This is a genomic window from Nannocystis exedens (assembly GCF_002343915.1).
GTDB classification, from domain to species: Bacteria; Myxococcota_A; Polyangia; order Nannocystales; family Nannocystaceae; genus Nannocystis; species Nannocystis exedens.
Map to the genome: position 1 here is coordinate 10,939,627 of NZ_NETK01000001.1, position 15,399 is coordinate 10,955,025.

11 protein-coding genes and 1 tRNA gene are annotated in these 15,399 nt (G+C 71.1%); all 12 read left to right on the top strand.

The features are described 5' to 3' along the window. The first annotated feature begins 146 nt into the window (after nucleotides 1-146). The 12 genes from NAEX_RS42590 (at nucleotide 147) to NAEX_RS42645 (ending at nucleotide 15,274) form a co-directional block, all read left to right on the top strand. Nucleotides 147-1,991, top strand: a complete 1,845-nt coding sequence (locus NAEX_RS42590) for an AMP-dependent synthetase/ligase (RefSeq protein ID WP_096333198.1) — start codon at nucleotides 147-149, stop codon at nucleotides 1,989-1,991. Nucleotides 1,992-2,119: 128 nt separating this feature from the next. After that, nucleotides 2,120-2,193 (top strand) — tRNA-Val (locus NAEX_RS42595). Between the two features lie 86 nt (nucleotides 2,194-2,279). After that, nucleotides 2,280-4,052 carry a threonine--tRNA ligase gene (thrS, locus tag NAEX_RS42600; protein ID WP_096333199.1) on the top strand — a complete coding sequence of 591 codons (1,773 nt, stop codon included), beginning with the start codon at nucleotides 2,280-2,282 and terminating at the stop codon, nucleotides 4,050-4,052. 323 nt (nucleotides 4,053-4,375) lie between these two features. Beyond that, on the top strand, nucleotides 4,376-5,005 hold the full coding sequence (infC, locus tag NAEX_RS42605) for a translation initiation factor IF-3 (protein WP_245913924.1): 630 nt from the start codon (nucleotides 4,376-4,378) through the stop codon (nucleotides 5,003-5,005). Nucleotides 5,006-5,174: 169 nt separating this feature from the next. Then, nucleotides 5,175-5,378, top strand: coding sequence for a 50S ribosomal protein L35 (rpmI, locus tag NAEX_RS42610; RefSeq protein WP_096333201.1), 204 nt, complete (start codon nucleotides 5,175-5,177; stop codon nucleotides 5,376-5,378). Between the two features lie 3 nt (nucleotides 5,379-5,381). Continuing rightward, nucleotides 5,382-5,738, top strand: coding sequence for a 50S ribosomal protein L20 (rplT, locus tag NAEX_RS42615; RefSeq protein WP_096333202.1), 357 nt, complete (start codon nucleotides 5,382-5,384; stop codon nucleotides 5,736-5,738). Nucleotides 5,739-5,913: 175 nt separating this feature from the next. Then, nucleotides 5,914-6,993 (top strand): phenylalanine--tRNA ligase subunit alpha, encoded by a 1,080-nt coding sequence (gene pheS, locus NAEX_RS42620; protein ID WP_096333203.1) that lies wholly within the window; start codon nucleotides 5,914-5,916, stop codon nucleotides 6,991-6,993. Continuing rightward, on the top strand, nucleotides 6,990-9,530 hold the full coding sequence (gene pheT, locus NAEX_RS42625; RefSeq protein WP_096333204.1) for a phenylalanine--tRNA ligase subunit beta: 2,541 nt from the start codon (nucleotides 6,990-6,992) through the stop codon (nucleotides 9,528-9,530). The genes pheS and pheT overlap by 4 nt, the downstream gene beginning before the upstream one ends. A gap of 350 nt (nucleotides 9,531-9,880) precedes the next feature. Further along, a complete protein-coding gene (locus NAEX_RS42630) occupies nucleotides 9,881-12,178 on the top strand; it encodes a Tex family protein (RefSeq protein ID WP_096333205.1) in 2,298 nt (765 codons plus the stop codon). A gap of 49 nt (nucleotides 12,179-12,227) precedes the next feature. Next, entirely contained in the window at nucleotides 12,228-12,815 is a 588-nt protein-coding gene (locus NAEX_RS42635) for a hypothetical protein (protein WP_096333206.1), read from the top strand. A gap of 159 nt (nucleotides 12,816-12,974) precedes the next feature. Beyond that, nucleotides 12,975-14,057, top strand: a complete 1,083-nt coding sequence (locus tag NAEX_RS42640) for a hypothetical protein (protein WP_096333207.1) — start codon at nucleotides 12,975-12,977, stop codon at nucleotides 14,055-14,057. Between the two features lie 458 nt (nucleotides 14,058-14,515). Then, nucleotides 14,516-15,274 (top strand): hypothetical protein, encoded by a 759-nt coding sequence (locus NAEX_RS42645; protein WP_143140106.1) that lies wholly within the window; start codon nucleotides 14,516-14,518, stop codon nucleotides 15,272-15,274. The last annotated feature ends 125 nt before the right edge of the window (nucleotides 15,275-15,399 follow it).

The window sequence follows — 15,399 nt, forward strand, 5'->3', positions numbered from 1 at the left end:
CGGAGAGCCCGCTGCCCGGGCGCCGGACGCGACCGGACGCGACCGGACCGGCCCTTAGACACCACGTCCGCGCACCTCTCCGGCGCGAAGGTGCGCCTGGGCTCCGCGCGCCGGGCCGATCCGTGGTAGGGGGAAAGCAGCGTTCCATGCCCCGCTCCGGTTTCGTGCCCCAGCCCGCCGAGGGGCTGACCTTCCCCAACGCCCTGGACATGTTCGCCGCGCGCGTGCGACGCACGCCGGCGGCCACGGCGCTGCGCTACAAGCTGCGTGGGAGCTGGCACACGCTTCAGTGGCGGGATTGGCACCAGGCCAGCCGGGCCATCGCCGCCGCGCTGGTGCGCATCCACGGCGTCCAGCCCGGCGACCGGATCGCCGTCCTGGCCCGCACGCGGGTCGAGTGGGCTCTCGTCGACCTCGCCATCGCCATGGCCGGCGCCGTCAGCGTGCCCATCTACCCCAGCGTGACGCCCGAGCAGGCGGCGTACATCCTGCGCGACTGCGGCGCCCGGCTGGCGTTCGCCGACAACCCCGGCTGGCCCGAGCGCCTGCGCGGGCGCGACCACGCGCTCCGCCACACGTTCTGCTTCGACGAGGCCGGGCCGCTGGCCGCCGACTGGAGCTCGTTCGAGGCGCTCCAGACGGCCGGGGAGGGCGCACTGCCGGGGGCCGAGGCGGCGCTCGAGGCGATCGCCGAGGAACTGTCGCTGACCGACGACTTCACGTGGGTGTACACGTCGGGCACCACGGGCCGCCCGAAAGGCGCGATGCTCACCCACCGGAACATCGTTTACGAGGCGTGGGCGATCAAGAGCGTGATCGCGGCCGATCACGCCGACGAGCAGCTGATGGTCCTGCCGCTGGCCCACGTGTTCGGCCGCCACCTCTTGTGGGGCGCGGTGGAGCAGGGGGCGGTCTCCGCGTTCGCCGCCGACCCGGCCGAGCTCGAGCTGGATCTCGTCGCGGTCGCGCCGACGTTCATGGGCGCGGTGCCGCAGATCTACGAGCGCCTCTACGCGCAGATCCGCGCGGAGGTCGCCGCCGCCGGCAAGCTCGCCGAGGCCAGCTTCGCCTGGTGCCTGCAAGTCGGCCGCAAGGTCAGCATGTGCCGCCAGCGCGGCCAGGCGGTGCCGGGCGCCCTGGCGGTCAAGGCGAGCGTGGCCGACAAGCTGTTCTTCGCCCGGATCCGCCAGCGCCTCGGCGGTCGCCTGCGCTTCTTCGTGTCGGGCGGGGCGCCGCTGGCCCGCGAGGTGGCCGAGTTCTTCCACGCGCTCGGGGTCCTGATCCTCGAGGGTTACGGGCTGTCGGAGACGACCGGCGCCTGCACCGTCAACCGCCCCGACCGGTTCCGCTTCGGCACCGTCGGCCCGACCATGCCGGGCTGTGAGCTGCGGATCGCCGACGACGGCGAGGTCCTGGTGCGCGGTCCGGGGGTCATGCGCGGCTACCACGACCTGCCCGAAGAGACCGCCGCGGCGATCGACGCCCAGGGCTGGCTGCACACCGGCGACATCGGCGAGCTGCACGACGGGTTCTTGACGATCACCGACCGCAAGAAGGACCTGATCATCACCTCGACCGGCAAGACGATCGCGCCGCAGCCGCTCGAGCGGCGGCTCGAGCTGGCGGAGGGGATCGCCCACGTGCTGGTCGTCGGCGACGGGCGGCCCTACCTGGCGGCGCTGATCGCCCTCGACGAGGAGGCGATGTTGGCCCGCTCGCGCCAGGAGGGGCTGGGCGCGCGCCGTCTGGCCGATCTCGTGCGGCACCCGCGGATCTTGCAGATCGTCCAGGGCCACATCGACGCGCTCAACGCCGATCTCGCCAGCTACGAGGCGATCCGCCGGTTCTCGGTGGTGACCACGCCGCTGACGATCACCGGCGGCGAGCTGACCCCGACCGGCAAGCTGCGCCGCCGCGAGGTCCAGGACCGCTACGCGGCCCAGATCGCCGCGCTCTACCCAGATTCCGGGCAGCGGGCGGTCGCCGGTTGAGTCGGCGCGGCCGCCGCGGGGGTGTGGCGGCGAGGGGGTCGGCGACCGTTCGCTTTATGCTTGACGCCCGCGGGCGGTTGCGCTACCTAGGCAGCCCCTCGCCCGCACCGGCGAGCAGCACGAAAAACAGGGCCGTAGCTCAGTTGGTTAGAGCGCTACCTTGACACGGTAGAGGTCGACGGTTCGAATCCGTCCGGTCCTATGGAACGCCGCTGAGGCTCGCCTCAGCGGCGTTTTTCTTGTTTCTCGCTCGCTCCCGCGGCTCGGCTTGTGTACGCTTCGCGCCCCATGGCGGACGAACACGCGCAAGAGATCGAGCACATGATCGACCCTTCGGTGCCGAATCTGTCGCCGGTCGAGACTCTGCGGCACAGCGCGGCCCACGTGATGGCATCGGCGATCAAGCGGCTGTGGCCCGAGGCCAAGCTGGCGTTCGGGCCGCACACCGAGGACGGCTTCTACTACGACATCGACATGCCGCACCGCCTCGTCCCCGAGGACTTCGCGGCGATCGAGGCCGAGATGCAGAAGGAGGTCGACGCGCGTCACCCCTTCGTGCGCGAGGAGATCACCCGCGACGCGGCGATCGAGCTGTTCCGCGGCCTGAACGAGACCTACAAGGTCGAGGCGATCGGATCGATCCCTGCCGGCGCCACGCTGACGCTCTACCGCAGCGGCGACTTCGTCGATCTGTGCCGCGGCCCCCACGTCAAGAGCACCGCCGACGTGCGCGCCTTCAAGGTGATGAGCATCGCCGGCGCGTACTGGCGCGGCGACGAGAAGCGGCCGCAGCTGCAGCGCGTGTACGGCACGGCCTTCGCCGACCGCAAGGAGCTGAAGGAGCACCTGCGCCTGCTCGAGGAGGCCAAGGCCCGCGACCATCGCAAGCTCGGCAAGGAGCTCGGGCTCTTCTACTTCGACCCGATCGCGCCGGCGAGCCCGTTCTTCACCGGCCGCGGGGCGACCGTGTACAACCTGCTGCAGGCCTACGTGCGCGGGCTGTACCGCCGGCACGGCTATCAAGAGGTGATCACGCCGCAGATCTTCGACATGGATCTGTTCCGCACCTCGGGCCACTACGAGCACTACAAAGAGAACATGTTCGCCTGCACGGTGGACGAGCGCGAGTTCGGGGTGAAGCCGATGAATTGCCCCGGCCACTGCGTGCTGTTCCGCCAGTCGCACCACAGCTACCGCGATCTCCCGCAGCGCCTGGCCGACTTCGGCCGCCTGCACCGCTACGAGCGCGCCGGCGTGGTCCACGGGCTCACCCGCGTGCGCAGCTTCTGCCAGGACGACGCGCACATCTTCTGCACCGCCGACCAGGTCGGGCAGGAGATCGCCAACGTCACGGCGATGATCCTCGAGTGCTACAAGACCTTCGGCTTCGATCGGCCGGAGATCGAGGTCAGCACCCGCCCGGCGTCATTCCTCGGCGAGCTCGAGACGTGGAACCGGGCCGAGGCGGCGTTGATGGCCGCGCTCGACGGCGCCGGCCTGCCGTACACCATCAACCACGGCGACGGCGCGTTCTACGGGCCGAAGATCGACTTCAAGGTCCGCGACGCGTTGCGCCGCAGCTGGCAGCTCGGCACCGTCCAGCTCGACTTCCAGCTGCCCGAGCGGTTCGGCCTCGAGTACGTCGCGCCCGACGACTCGCGCGGCCGGCCGGTGATGATCCACCGGGCCATGCTCGGCAGCCTCGAGCGGTTCTTCGGCGTCTACCTCGAGCACGTCGCCGGTCGCTTCCCGACCTGGCTCGCGCCGGTGCAGGTGGCGATCTTGCCGATCACCGCGGCGCACCACGCGTGGGCCGGCGAGGTCGAGGCGGCGCTGGTCGCTCGCGGCCTGCGGGTCCACACCGACCTGCGCAACGAGAAGCTCGGCCTGAAGATCCGCGAGGCCACGCTGCTGCGCGTGCCGACGATGCTGGTCCTCGGCGACAAGGAGGTCGAGGGCAGGGGCGTCGCGCCGCGCACCCGCGACGGTCAGACGGGCGCGCTCGAGCCCCTGGCCGGCTTCGTCGAGCGCATGGCCGAAGAGGCCCGGATCCCGTCCTGAAGTCGTGACGGCGCGGTCACGAATGTGACGGCGCCGACGCTGGCACGACCTGGCGAGGACCCTGGGGCCCGCGCCGCGCACCGCCCCGACAGCCGGCTCGGGGTGCGCTGCGCGGGCCGCTGCGTGCTGCGCGTCGAAGGGGCTTGACGGCGCGTCCAGAATTGCACACAAAATGGCGCCCCGGCTGGGGAGGTGCGCGAAGCTCGCCTCACTCGCCGCATTTCTCTTGAAGGAGTACCACCATCGGCCGCAGACAACAGAAGCCCAAGCCCCGCGTCGAGACCCATCGCGTAGGTCGCCGGATCCGCGTCAAGGAAGTCCGGGTGATCGACGCCAATGGCGAACAGCTTGGGATCATGCTCACCCAGGATGCCATGGCGCGCGCGGAGGAGGCGAACCTTCAGTTGGTTGAAGTCAACCCGAAGGCCAGCCCTCCCGTGTGCAAGATCATGGACTACGGGAAGTTCAAGTACGAGACCGCCAAGCGCGACCGCGAGGCGAAGAAGAACCAGAAGACGACGGAGCTCAAAGAGGTCAAGTTCCGCCCGAAGACCCATGACCACGACTTCGACTTCAAGACGCGGCACATCCGCCGCTTCCTGGACGAAGGCGACAAGGTCAAGCTCGTCGTCCAGTTCCGCGGTCGCGAGATCACCCACCCCGAGACGGGTCGTGCGATCCTCGAGAAGGTGATCCGCGAGCTCGTCGACGTCGCCACGGTGCTTCAGCTGGCGCAGATGGAGGGCAACCGCATGAACATGGTGCTCGCCCCCAAGCCGCAGCGTCCGGGCACCGTGAAGCCCAAGCCGCCCGAAGGCCCGATCGTCCGTCCTGCCGCTCCGCCGCCGCCGCCGCCGTCCACTGACGACGAGGACGACGACGAGGGCTACGACGACGACTTCGACGACGACACGACCGGTCTCGACGATCCGGACGCTGACGCCGCCAACTGAAACCGGGGCAGGCGGGGCCGTCCGCCTGCTCGAAACCGTGAGTCAACACAAAACCAGCGGCCAGCCCCGGACCTCGCGTCCGCGGGCGAGCTGGGGTATCTCCAGCCCCCCGTCACGCTTCAAGGCGCCCCGCGCCTGAACTGGCCCTCGCTCTTTAGAAGACGCCATCATGCCCAAGATGAAGTCCCACTCCGGCGCGAAGAAGCGCTTTCGCTTCACCGCTTCCGGCAAGGCGAAGCGAAAGCACTCGCACAAGAACCACATCCTCACCAAGAAGCACAGCGACCGCATTCGCAAGCTCAAGGGCATGACGATCGTCTCGGAGCCCGACCAGCGGCGGATCGAGATCATGCTTCCGAACGGGAGGACCTGAACCATGCCTCGCGCAAAACGTGGATTTAAGGCGCGGCGCCGCCGCAATCGTATTCTCAAGGCCGCGAAGGGTTTCCGTGGCGGCCGCTCGCGGATGTTCCGCCGCGCGCTCGAGGCCGTGCATCACGCGTGGATGCACATGTACACGAGCCGCAAGGGCCAGAAGCGGGTCATGCGTCGGCTGTGGATCGTCCGCCTCAACGCGGCCGCTCGCCTGCACGGCCTCAGCTACAGCCGCCTGATCGAGGGCCTCGGCAAGGCCGGGATCGTCCTCGACCGCAAGGTGCTGTCCGATCTCGCGGTGTTCGACAACGCGGCGTTCGGCAAGGTCGTCGCCGAGGCCCGCGGCGCCCTCGCGTAGCGAACCACCTCCTCCTCGGGCCCGTCGTGCCGGTCGCGCGTCGGGCCCGAGTCGCGAGCTGGAGCGCCGCGAACCGCGGCGGCCCTCACCCCTGAGACACCGTTCGAGCCGCGCTGCCGGCTCGTCGCCGTTTAAGCGGGCGGCGAGGGCGGCGGAAAAGAGGCACACTCTCGCCATGCCAGCACGTTTGGCCACGCAGCTCGCGGCCTTCCAGGAGGCGCTCGCGCGCGTCGACTCCGAGGCCGCGCTCTACGAGCTCCAGGTCGCCTATCTCGGCAAGAAGGGCACCGTCACCCAGCTCCGCGGCGAGATGGGCAAGCTCCCGCCGGAGGAGCGCAAGGGCTTCGGCGCCGAGTGGAACCGGGTCCGCAACGCCATCGAGGCCGCGCTCGAGGAGCGCCGCGCCTATCTCAAAGAGCAGGCGCGCCGCCTCGACCTCGCGCGCGTCGAGGACCTGACGCTGCCGCCGCTGCGCCCGCCCGCCGGCACGCTGCACCCGCTGTCGCAGACGCGCCGGCGCCTGAGCGAGAGCTTCCAGCGGCTCGGCTTCTCGCTGGCCGTCGGCCCGCACGTCGAGCACAGCAAGTACAACTTCGACGACCTCAACGTGCCGAAGGACCACCCGGCGCGCGACATGGCGGACACGTTCTTCATCCGCCCGCACCGCCACCCCGGCTTCGACGACCACACCGACAACGACGCGGCGATGCGCCTGCGCGCCGGCGAGCTGGTCCTGCGCACGCACACGTCGCCGGTGCAGGTGCGGACGATGCTGACGCAGAAGCCGCCGATCCGGATCGTCGCGCTCGGCACCACCTTCCGCTGCGACGACGACGCGACCCACAGCCCGATGTTCCACCAGATCGAGGGCCTCTACGTCGACCGCGGGGTGACCATGGCCGACCTCAAGGCGACGCTGATGGACTTCACCCGCGACTTCTACGGCCGCCGCCTCGACGTCCGCTTCCGGCCGAGCTTCTTCCCGTTCGTCGAGCCGGGCGCCGAGTTCGACATCGGCTGCCCGTTCTGCGGCGGCGACGGGTGCAACCTGTGCAAGCGGACAGGTTACATCGAGATCGGCGGCTGCGGCATGGTCCACCCGGCGGTGTTCGAGGCCTGCGGGATCGACCCCGAGGTCTACACCGGCTGGGCGTTCGGCTTCGGCGTCGATCGCATGACGATGTCGCAGCACGCGGTCCCGCACCTGCGGCACATGTTCGAGGGTGATGTCCGGTTTCTGGAGCAGTTCCCGTGAAGATCTCGCACCAGTGGCTCCGTGAAATGTTCGCCGAGGGCGCGCTCGATGCGGCGCTCGCGGCCTGGTCGGCCGAGGGCAGGGCGGCGGCCTACACCCGCCTGCTCACCGGCCTGGGCCTCGAGGTCGAGGCCGTCCACGCCGTCGGCGAGGGCGTGCGATCGATCGTGGTCGGCGAGATCCGCGGCAAGTCGCCGCACCCGAAGGCCGACAAGCTCACGGTCGTCGAGCTGTTCGATGGGACAGGTGTCGTCCAGGTCGTGTGCGGCGCCAGCAACCTGCCGCCGCTCGGCGGCAAGGTGGCGTTCGCGCCGGTCGGCGCGGTGCTGCCGGGCGGCCTGGCGATCGCGGCCCGCGAGCTGCGCGGGGTGCCGTCGCAGGGCATGATCTGCTCCGAGGCCGAGCTCGAGATCGGCGCCGACGACAGCGGGATCCTCGTGCTGCCTGAGGACTGGCGCGCCGGCGACCGCTTGGTCGATCGCGTGCCCGGGATCGTCGACACGATCCTCGAGCTCGGGGTCACGCCGAACCGGCCCGACGCGCTCGGACACATCGGCGTGGCCCGCGACGTCGGGACCAAGCTCGGGATCCCGCTGCGGCCGCCGCACGTGCATCGACCCGACGCGCCGAACACCCCCGGGCTGGTGACGATCGCGGCGCCCGACCGCTGCGGGCGCTACCTCGGCTATGTCCTCGAGGGCATGTCCGTACAGCCCTCTCCGCTGTGGATGCGGGTCCGGCTGCACCGCGTCGGCCTGCGGGCGATCAGCAACGTCGTCGACGTGACCAACTTCGTGCTGATGGAGTGCGGCCAGCCGCTGCACGCGTTCGACCGCGATCGCCTGGCCGAGGGCCGGGTGGTGGTCCGCCGGGCCGAGCGCGACGAGCCGATGACCACGCTCGACGGCACGCAGAAGCTGCTGACGACCGACGACCTGGTGATCGCCGACGCGAGCGCCCCGCAGGCCCTCGCGGGGGTGATGGGCGGGGCCCAGTCGATGGTCCACGCCGGCACACACGACCTGCTGCTCGAGGCGGCCTGGTTCGCGCCAGCGGGGATCCGGGCCACCGCCCGCCGCCACGGCTACGCCACCGACTCGAGCTACCGCTTCGAGCGCGGCGTCGATCACGGGGTCGGCCTCGAGCGGGCGGCCCTGCGCGCGCTCGGATTGCTGATCGAGCTGGCCGGCGGGCGCTGCACCGCGTGGACGGACGCGGCCGGCGATCGCCCGCAGCAGCCGGCCATCCCGCTGCGCCTGCCGCGGGTCGCCGCGCTGCTCGGGGTCGAAGTCCCGGCCGAGACCGCCCGCGCGGTGCTCGGCGGCCTCGAAGTACAGGTCCGTGAGGACAGCCCCGAGACGTGGACCTGCGTGGCCCCCACGCACCGCCCGGACCTCCGCCGGGAGGTCGACTTGATCGAGGAGCTGATGCGGTTCCACGGCCTCGACAAGGTGCCGGCCCGGCTGACGGTGCCGGCCGAGGCGCGCGCCGCGGCTCACAGCGATCCGATCACCGAGCTCGGCGATCGCCTCGCGGAGGGCCTGCGCGACGCGGGCCTGCACGAGCACGTGGCGATGGCGTTCGTCGCCGAGTCGAAGGTCGAGTTCTTCGCCGTGCCGACCGAGCGGCGGGTCCGCGTCGAGAACCCGATGCGCGCGGCCGGGGTGATGCGCACGCACATGCTGCCGGGGCTGCTCGACGCGCTGGCGCACAACGTCGCCCGCCACACCCGCCCGGTCCGCCTGTTCGAGGTCGGCCGCACCTATGCCTGGCCCGAACGACCTGTCCCGAAGGACGGGCCCACGGCGGCGATCGACGCGTTGTTGCCGCGCGAGCGCGCGGTCGCGGCGGCGCTGATCTACGCCGGGGCGAAGGGCGGGGCGAGCGCGCGCGAGATCACCGGCGCGGCGGTCCAGGCGCTCGCGCGCGTCGGCCTGCGGGCCCGGCCCGTCGATCCGCCCGCGCCGGTCGCCCACCTCCATCCGGGCGTGCAGGCGGCGCTGGCGGTCGACGGCGCGGTGGTCGGCGAGGCCGGCGAGGTCCATCCGGACCTGGTGCGCGCGTGGGACCTGCCCGAAGGGACACGTGTGTACTACGCCGAGATCGACATCGAGGCGATGCCGCCGCGCGCGACCGCGAAGGCGCGCGACCTGCCGCGCTTCCCGTCGACGGCCCGCGATCTCTCGCTCGAGATCCCGCTGACCCTGAGCGCGGCCCGCGTGGTCGCGGCGCTGACCGCCGCGGCGGGTCAGGTGCACCGCAGCGCGATCGAGGCGAGCCAGCGCAGCGACGGCAAGACGACCGCCGGCGAGGTCCGCCTCGCCACCGACTCGTTCGGCGAGCCCGCCGTCGAGGTGCTCGAGGATTACCGCGGCGCCGGCGTGCCCGCCGGCCACCGCGCGCTGCTGCTGCGCCTGCACTACGCGGCCGAGCAGCGCTCGGTCACCGACGACGAGGCGCAGGCGCTGCACAACGCCATCGTCGCCGCGGCCTGCGACGCGCTGCGAGCCTCGGCGCCGACGGTGCGCCCGCGTTGAGCCGGGGCACCTGTCCGTAAGGTCAGGTGCCCTCCTGTCGATGAACGCCTGCCCGCAAGGACAGGTTCGCGTCGACGCGGCGACATGTCCGGGAGGACATGTTCGTCGGGCCCTGCCGGGTGTTTGGAGCTGTCCTGAAGGACATGTCTTTCGGGCGGCGTCCCCCCGGGAGCGGGCCGCGAGCGACCCGCCGCGCAGCCGGCCGCTCGCCCCGTCGAGATCACGCCGGCGAGATCTTCCGCCCCGCGGATCGCCGGCCTGACGGGGTGAGGGGAAGATCGCCATCCGCCGGCGCGGCCCGCACGGGGGTCGACATCGGCCGGCTCCGTGTGCCAGGTTCCCCGCCCGCGATGACCACCCCGGCCGACTTCGATCCCGTCCCCGTGCTCGCCCGCGACCTGCAACTGCCCGAGCGGGGCGTCGCTGCCGTGGTCCGACTGCTCGCCGAGGGCGCGACCGTGCCGTTCATCGCCCGCTACCGCAAGGAGGCCACCGGCGGGCTCGACGAGGTCCAGATCCGGGCGATCGAGGAGCGCCGCACCTACGTGCTCGAGCTCGAGGACCGCCGGCGCGCCGTGCTCGACACGATCGCCGCGCAGGGGCTCTTGACCGACGAGCTGCGGGCCAAGATCCTCGCCTGCGACACCAAGGCCGCGCTCGAGGACCTCTACTTGCCGTTCAAGCCCAAGCGGCGGACGCGGGCGATGGTGGCGCGCGAGCGCGGGCTGCAGCCGCTGGCCGACCGGATCCTCGCGCAGCCCGACGACGGCGATCCGCAGGCCGAGGCGGCCAAGTTCGTCAAGGCAGAGCTCGAGGTGCCCGACGTCAAGAGCGCGCTGGCGGGCGCGCGCGACATCGTCGCCGAGGTCATCGCCGAGTCGCCCGAGGTGCGGGCGATGGTCCGCGAGGTGTTCGCCAAGGAGGGCACCGTGCGCTCCGAGGTGATGGCCGACAAGGCCGGGCAGCCGACCAAGTTCGAGCAGTACTACGATCACGAGGAGCCGGCCGCGAACATGCCGTCGCACCGGTTCCTCGCCGTCCGTCGCGGCGAGCAGGAGGGCGTGCTGCGGGTCAAGATCGGCGTCGGCCCCGACGCCATCACCCCGCGGATCGAGGCGCTGGCCAAGGCGCGCGCGGGCACTCCGTTCCACGCGGAGATGGTGGCCGCGGTGCGCGACGCGTTCGTGCGCTTGCTGGCGCCGACGATCGAGACCGACGTGCGCATCGAGCTGAAGATGAAGGCCGACCGCGAGGCGGTGCAGGTGTTCGGCGACAACCTGCGCGCGCTGCTGCTGGCGGCGCCGTTCGGCGGGCGGCGCGTCGTCGGCGTCGACCCGGGCCTGCGCACCGGCTGCAAGTGCGCGGCGCTCGACGAGACCGGCACCTACCTCGGCCAGGCGACGCTCTACACCAGCCAGGGCGCGGCCGCGGCGGCGCGCGCCGAGCAGGAGCTCGTCGCGTTCGTCAAGGCGCACAAGCCCGACGCGATCGCCGTCGGCAACGGCACCGGCGGGCGCGAGGCCGAGGCGTTCGTGCGCGCCGCGCTGGCCGCGGCTGGCCTCAAGGACATCATCGTCGTGCCCGTCAGCGAGGCCGGCGCGAGCGTCTACAGCGCCTCCGAGGTCGCCCGCGAGGAGCTGCCCGACCTCGACGTCACGATCCGCGGCGCCGTCTCGATCGCCCGCCGCTTGCAGGACCCGCTGGCCGAGCTGGTGAAGATCGATCCCAAGGCGATCGGCGTCGGCCAGTACCAGCACGACGTGTTCCAGCCGCTGCTGGCGAAGAAGCTCGACCAGGTGGTCGAGAGCTGCGTCAACGGCGTCGGCGTCGACCTCAACACCGCGAGCGCGCCGCTGCTGGCCCGCGTCGCCGGCATGCGGCCGGCGGTGGCCAAGAGCGTGGTCGAGCACCGCGCCCGCCACGGCGCCTTCGCCAGCCGGCAGGCGCTGCTGACCGTGCCCGGCCTCGGGCCCAAGACCTTCGAGCAGGCGGCCGGCTTCCTGCGGATCCGCGGCGGCGAGCACCCGCTCGACGCGTCGGCGGTCCACCCCGAGCGCTACGCGCTGGTCGAGTCGATCGCGGCCGACCTCGGCGTGCCGCTGGCGAAGCTGGTCGGCGACGCCGCGCTGGCGGCCAAGATCCCGGTGGCCCGCTACGCCACCGACAGCGTCGGCGAGCCGACGCTGCGGGACATCGTCGCCGAGCTCGGCAAGCCCGGCCGGGACCCGCGCGATCGCTTCGACCCGCCGAAGTTCCGCGCCGACGTCACGACCATGAACGACCTCAAGGTCGGCATGACGCTCGAGGGCGTCGTCACCAACGTGACCGCCTTCGGCGCCTTCGTCGACGTCGGCGTCCATCAGGATGGCCTCGTCCACATCTCGCAGCTCGCGGACCGCTTCGTGAAGGACCCGCACGAGGTCGTGAAGGCCGGCGACCGCCTCAAGGTGCGCGTGCTCGAGGTCGATCTCGAGCGCAAGCGCATCGCCCTGACCGCCAAGAGCGAGGCGCCGCGCGGACCCGCCGCTCAGCCCAGGGTGCAGGAACGCACGCCGCTGAACAAGGGTCGGGGTCCGAAGCCCTCGGAGGCGCCGAGGGCCCAGCAGACCTTCAGCAACAACCCGTTCGCGCGCCTACGCAAGCCCTGATCCACCCGAGCAATCCCCCTGCGACGCCGCTATGATGGGGCGCTCGCCCATGTCCGACGAGACGCCCGCGATCCGCGCCCATTACTCCAAGCTGGCGCTCAAGCGCCTGCGTGCCTACCCCGAGGGCAAGGGCAGCGGGATCCGGGAGCGCGTCGGCAGCGAGCGTCTGGCCGCGATCCGCGACGCCGCGAGCCTCGACTGGGTGCCCGTCCCGACGGTCGTCGCGCTGTGCGACGCCATCCTCGAGGTCCTCGGTGAGGAGGCCGCGCGTGGGTTCTGGACCGACCTCATGCGTGACAGCTACGACCACGGGATCCTGAAGCCGCTGACGATGCTCGCCGGGTTCGGGCTCGGCAAGTCGGCGGTGTCGGGGCTCGTCAAGACGGCGCCGCGGGCGTGGCTGCTGTCGAGTCAGGCGTGCGGGACGCTGGAAGTCATCGACGACGGCTCGGGGCTCAAGCTGCGCAGCCACGACCTGGTCCCGGAGATCTTGCACAGCCGCGGCTTCCTCTGCGTGTTCTACGGCGCGTGTCGGGCGATGCTCGACGTGCTCAAGAGCCGCGCGAAGCTGGAGATCTACGCTCACGAGGTCGATGGGCAGCCGCAGCTCGGGTTCAGCTTTCAGCTCGACCCGTAGCGCGCCGGCCCGGAGCCGCGAGCCGGGCGGCGCCGACGCCGTCGGTCGCGGGCGCGGGCGTCAGGGCGAGTTCGCCCACACGCGCGTGCGGGCCCGCGGGTGCGCGTCGCTGCCGCATCGGCGCCGCTTTGTGATAGCTTCCCGTCCCCAGGAGGCAGCATGTTGAAGCGCTCGTTGTTCATCGCCGCGGCTTTTGGCCTGTTCGTGGTCGCCGACGCCGGATGCAAGAAGCAGGAGGAGTCGACGGCACCCGAGGAGGTCGCCGAGGAGACCCCGAAGAAGAAGGGGGTGAGCGAGGACAACGAGGAGAGCATGGTCGCCGCCGCGCCGACCTCGAGCGAGGGCGAAGGCGAGGCCGCGCCCGCGACCACCGACATGGACGCCGCCGTCGCCAAGGAAGACGCGAAGGTCAAGAAGCCCGAGGTCAAGGAGGTCTGCAAGACCAAGACCGTCGGCAAGGGCAAGGCGAAGAAGAAGGAGACCACCTGCGAGATGGTCGACAGCAACCCGAAGCTCAGCGCGTCGATCGGCGTGGCCTCGCTGATCAAGGGCTTCGAGTGGGGCATGAGCCCGGAGCAGGTGCTCGCCAAGCTGGGTGAGTCGATCAACAAGTACTTCGACGACCAGCTCAAGGAGACCAAGAACCCGATGGACCAGGATCGGATCCGCAAGGAGCGGAACGATCAGCTCAACGAGCTCAAGAAGGGTCACATCAAGTTCGCGTCGTCGACCAAGCACAAGTGGGGCGTCTCGCTCATCCAGTACGAGTTCGCCGACGACAACAACGAGGAGATGATCTGGGTCAAGGAAGGCTCGAAGCTGCGCAAGTTCTACTTCTTCAAGGACGGCCAGCTGTGGAAGATCGTCTACGCCTTCAACAAGGAGAAGTGGCCGGACAAGGACTACCAGGGCGTGGTCGACAACTCCTTCAAGAAGTGGTTCGGCGTCAACCCGGCCGCCAAGGTCAAGCAGGACCCGAAGACCGCCGCCGTGCTGCTCCGCTACAACGAGTGGACCGGTGAGAAGAACGAGAAGGTCCGCTCGTTCGACATGACCGAGGTCCACGGCGTCATCGTCGTCGCCGTCGTCGACGGCACGCAAGAGGCCAGCATCGGCGAGCGCCTGCCCAACATCAAGGGCGACGACAAGTTCACCGACACCGTCGGCGACGTGCTCGGCACCTCCGATGTCGCCTACGACGAGAAGGGCAACATCATCGAGGGCAAGAACCCCGCCAAGTGAGACGCCCGGGCGCCGGTCGCCGATCGGCGCGCCTGTCCTGGCGGCCATGTCCTCGCGGCCCTGTTCTTCGGAGCAGGGCCGCGGCGCTTTCTCGAGCCGGCGCCGGGCAGGCTCGCAGGGCGACGGCCCCGCGAGACGGAGCGGTCGCTCCGGAGCTGTCCTTCGGGGCAGGCCAAGCTTCCTCGAGGAGCTCCGCGAGCGAGCGCAGTCGTTCGGCCGCGCGTATCCGCGGCGCGAGGATGACACCGGGGCTTCACGGACGCGTGACGACGCCGCTGCAAAACATGTCTCGAAAGCCATCCGATCGCGGCCTCCCCGCGCCGCGGGTTCGCCGCGATGGGCAGTCTCACGCGGGCGCGGCAGCGCGAGCGGAGCGGTTCGGCCGAGCGGGCAGGGTGCGACGGCGACGTCGCGGATGAGCTTGCGACCACGAGTCCGCCGCGCTACCACGCCCGCCGATGCGACGCATGACCTTGACCTTCTTGATGACTTCGCTGCTCGCCTGCGGTGAGACCGGCGACACCACGACGACGTCCGGGACCGACGCCACGGCCGGCGACGACACCACCACCACGAGCGGGACCGACTCGACGACGAGCGAACCGACGACGGCGAGCGAGCCGACGTCCGGCACCGAGGGCGCGAGCGAGACGGGCACCACGACGGGCGAGACGACCAGCGTGACGACGGCGGACACCACGGACGCGACGACCGCGGACACGACCGGCACGACCGCGGACACGACCGGCACGACCGCGGTGGACACGACCGGCGAGACGACGACGGATACGACGGGCGAGACGACCGACACGACCGGCGACACCGAGGGCACCTCGCCGCTCGTGATCGCCGTCGTCGACGCGTACCTGTACGCCGACTGCATGCCGGTGTCCGAGCCGGACCCGGTCCAGGGCACCTGGTACGTCGAGTTCGACAACACCGACAACCCGAACGACACCGCGGCGGTCCTCACCGGCGCGTCGCTGTCGCTCGAGAGCGCCGATCCGCCGGTGATCGAGCCGATCCAGGTCTCGCCGATCGAGAGCCCGCCGCTGCCCGCCGGCGAGTACATCAGCGTCGAGATGGCGAAGCTGCCCGGCATGGCCCACAGCGCCTGCGAGCACTGCGACGAGTTCTACACGCTCGTGCTCGAGTACGACGAGAACGGGGTGAAGCACCACGTCGCGGAGGCGGTCACGATCTCCTGCTCGTTCTGAGCGCGCAACGGCCCCGCACGCTCGGCGTGCGGGGCCCCGCTCGGCGCCGTGACCCGAGCGTCCTGCGAGCGACGGGGCGGCGCGCCGTTTCGACTGAAGGGACATGCCACTCGGGACATGCCTCT

Excerpts from the sequence above, each read along its gene's own strand:
- NAEX_RS42630 (WP_096333205.1), top strand. The coding sequence starts at position 9,881 with ATGACCACCCCGGCCGACTTCGATCCCGTCCCCGTGCTCGCCCGCGAC.
- rplT (WP_096333202.1), top strand. The coding sequence starts at position 5,382 with ATGCCTCGCGCAAAACGTGGATTTAAGGCGCGGCGCCGCCGCAATCGT.
- rpmI (WP_096333201.1), top strand. The coding sequence starts at position 5,175 with ATGCCCAAGATGAAGTCCCACTCCGGCGCGAAGAAGCGCTTTCGCTTC.
- thrS (WP_096333199.1), top strand. The coding sequence starts at position 2,280 with ATGGCGGACGAACACGCGCAAGAGATCGAGCACATGATCGACCCTTCG.
- NAEX_RS42590 (WP_096333198.1), top strand. The coding sequence starts at position 147 with ATGCCCCGCTCCGGTTTCGTGCCCCAGCCCGCCGAGGGGCTGACCTTC.
- NAEX_RS42645 (WP_143140106.1), top strand. The coding sequence starts at position 14,516 with ATGCGACGCATGACCTTGACCTTCTTGATGACTTCGCTGCTCGCCTGC.
- pheS (WP_096333203.1), top strand. The coding sequence starts at position 5,914 with ATGCCAGCACGTTTGGCCACGCAGCTCGCGGCCTTCCAGGAGGCGCTC.
- NAEX_RS42640 (WP_096333207.1), top strand. The coding sequence starts at position 12,975 with ATGTTGAAGCGCTCGTTGTTCATCGCCGCGGCTTTTGGCCTGTTCGTG.
- NAEX_RS42635 (WP_096333206.1), top strand. The coding sequence starts at position 12,228 with ATGTCCGACGAGACGCCCGCGATCCGCGCCCATTACTCCAAGCTGGCG.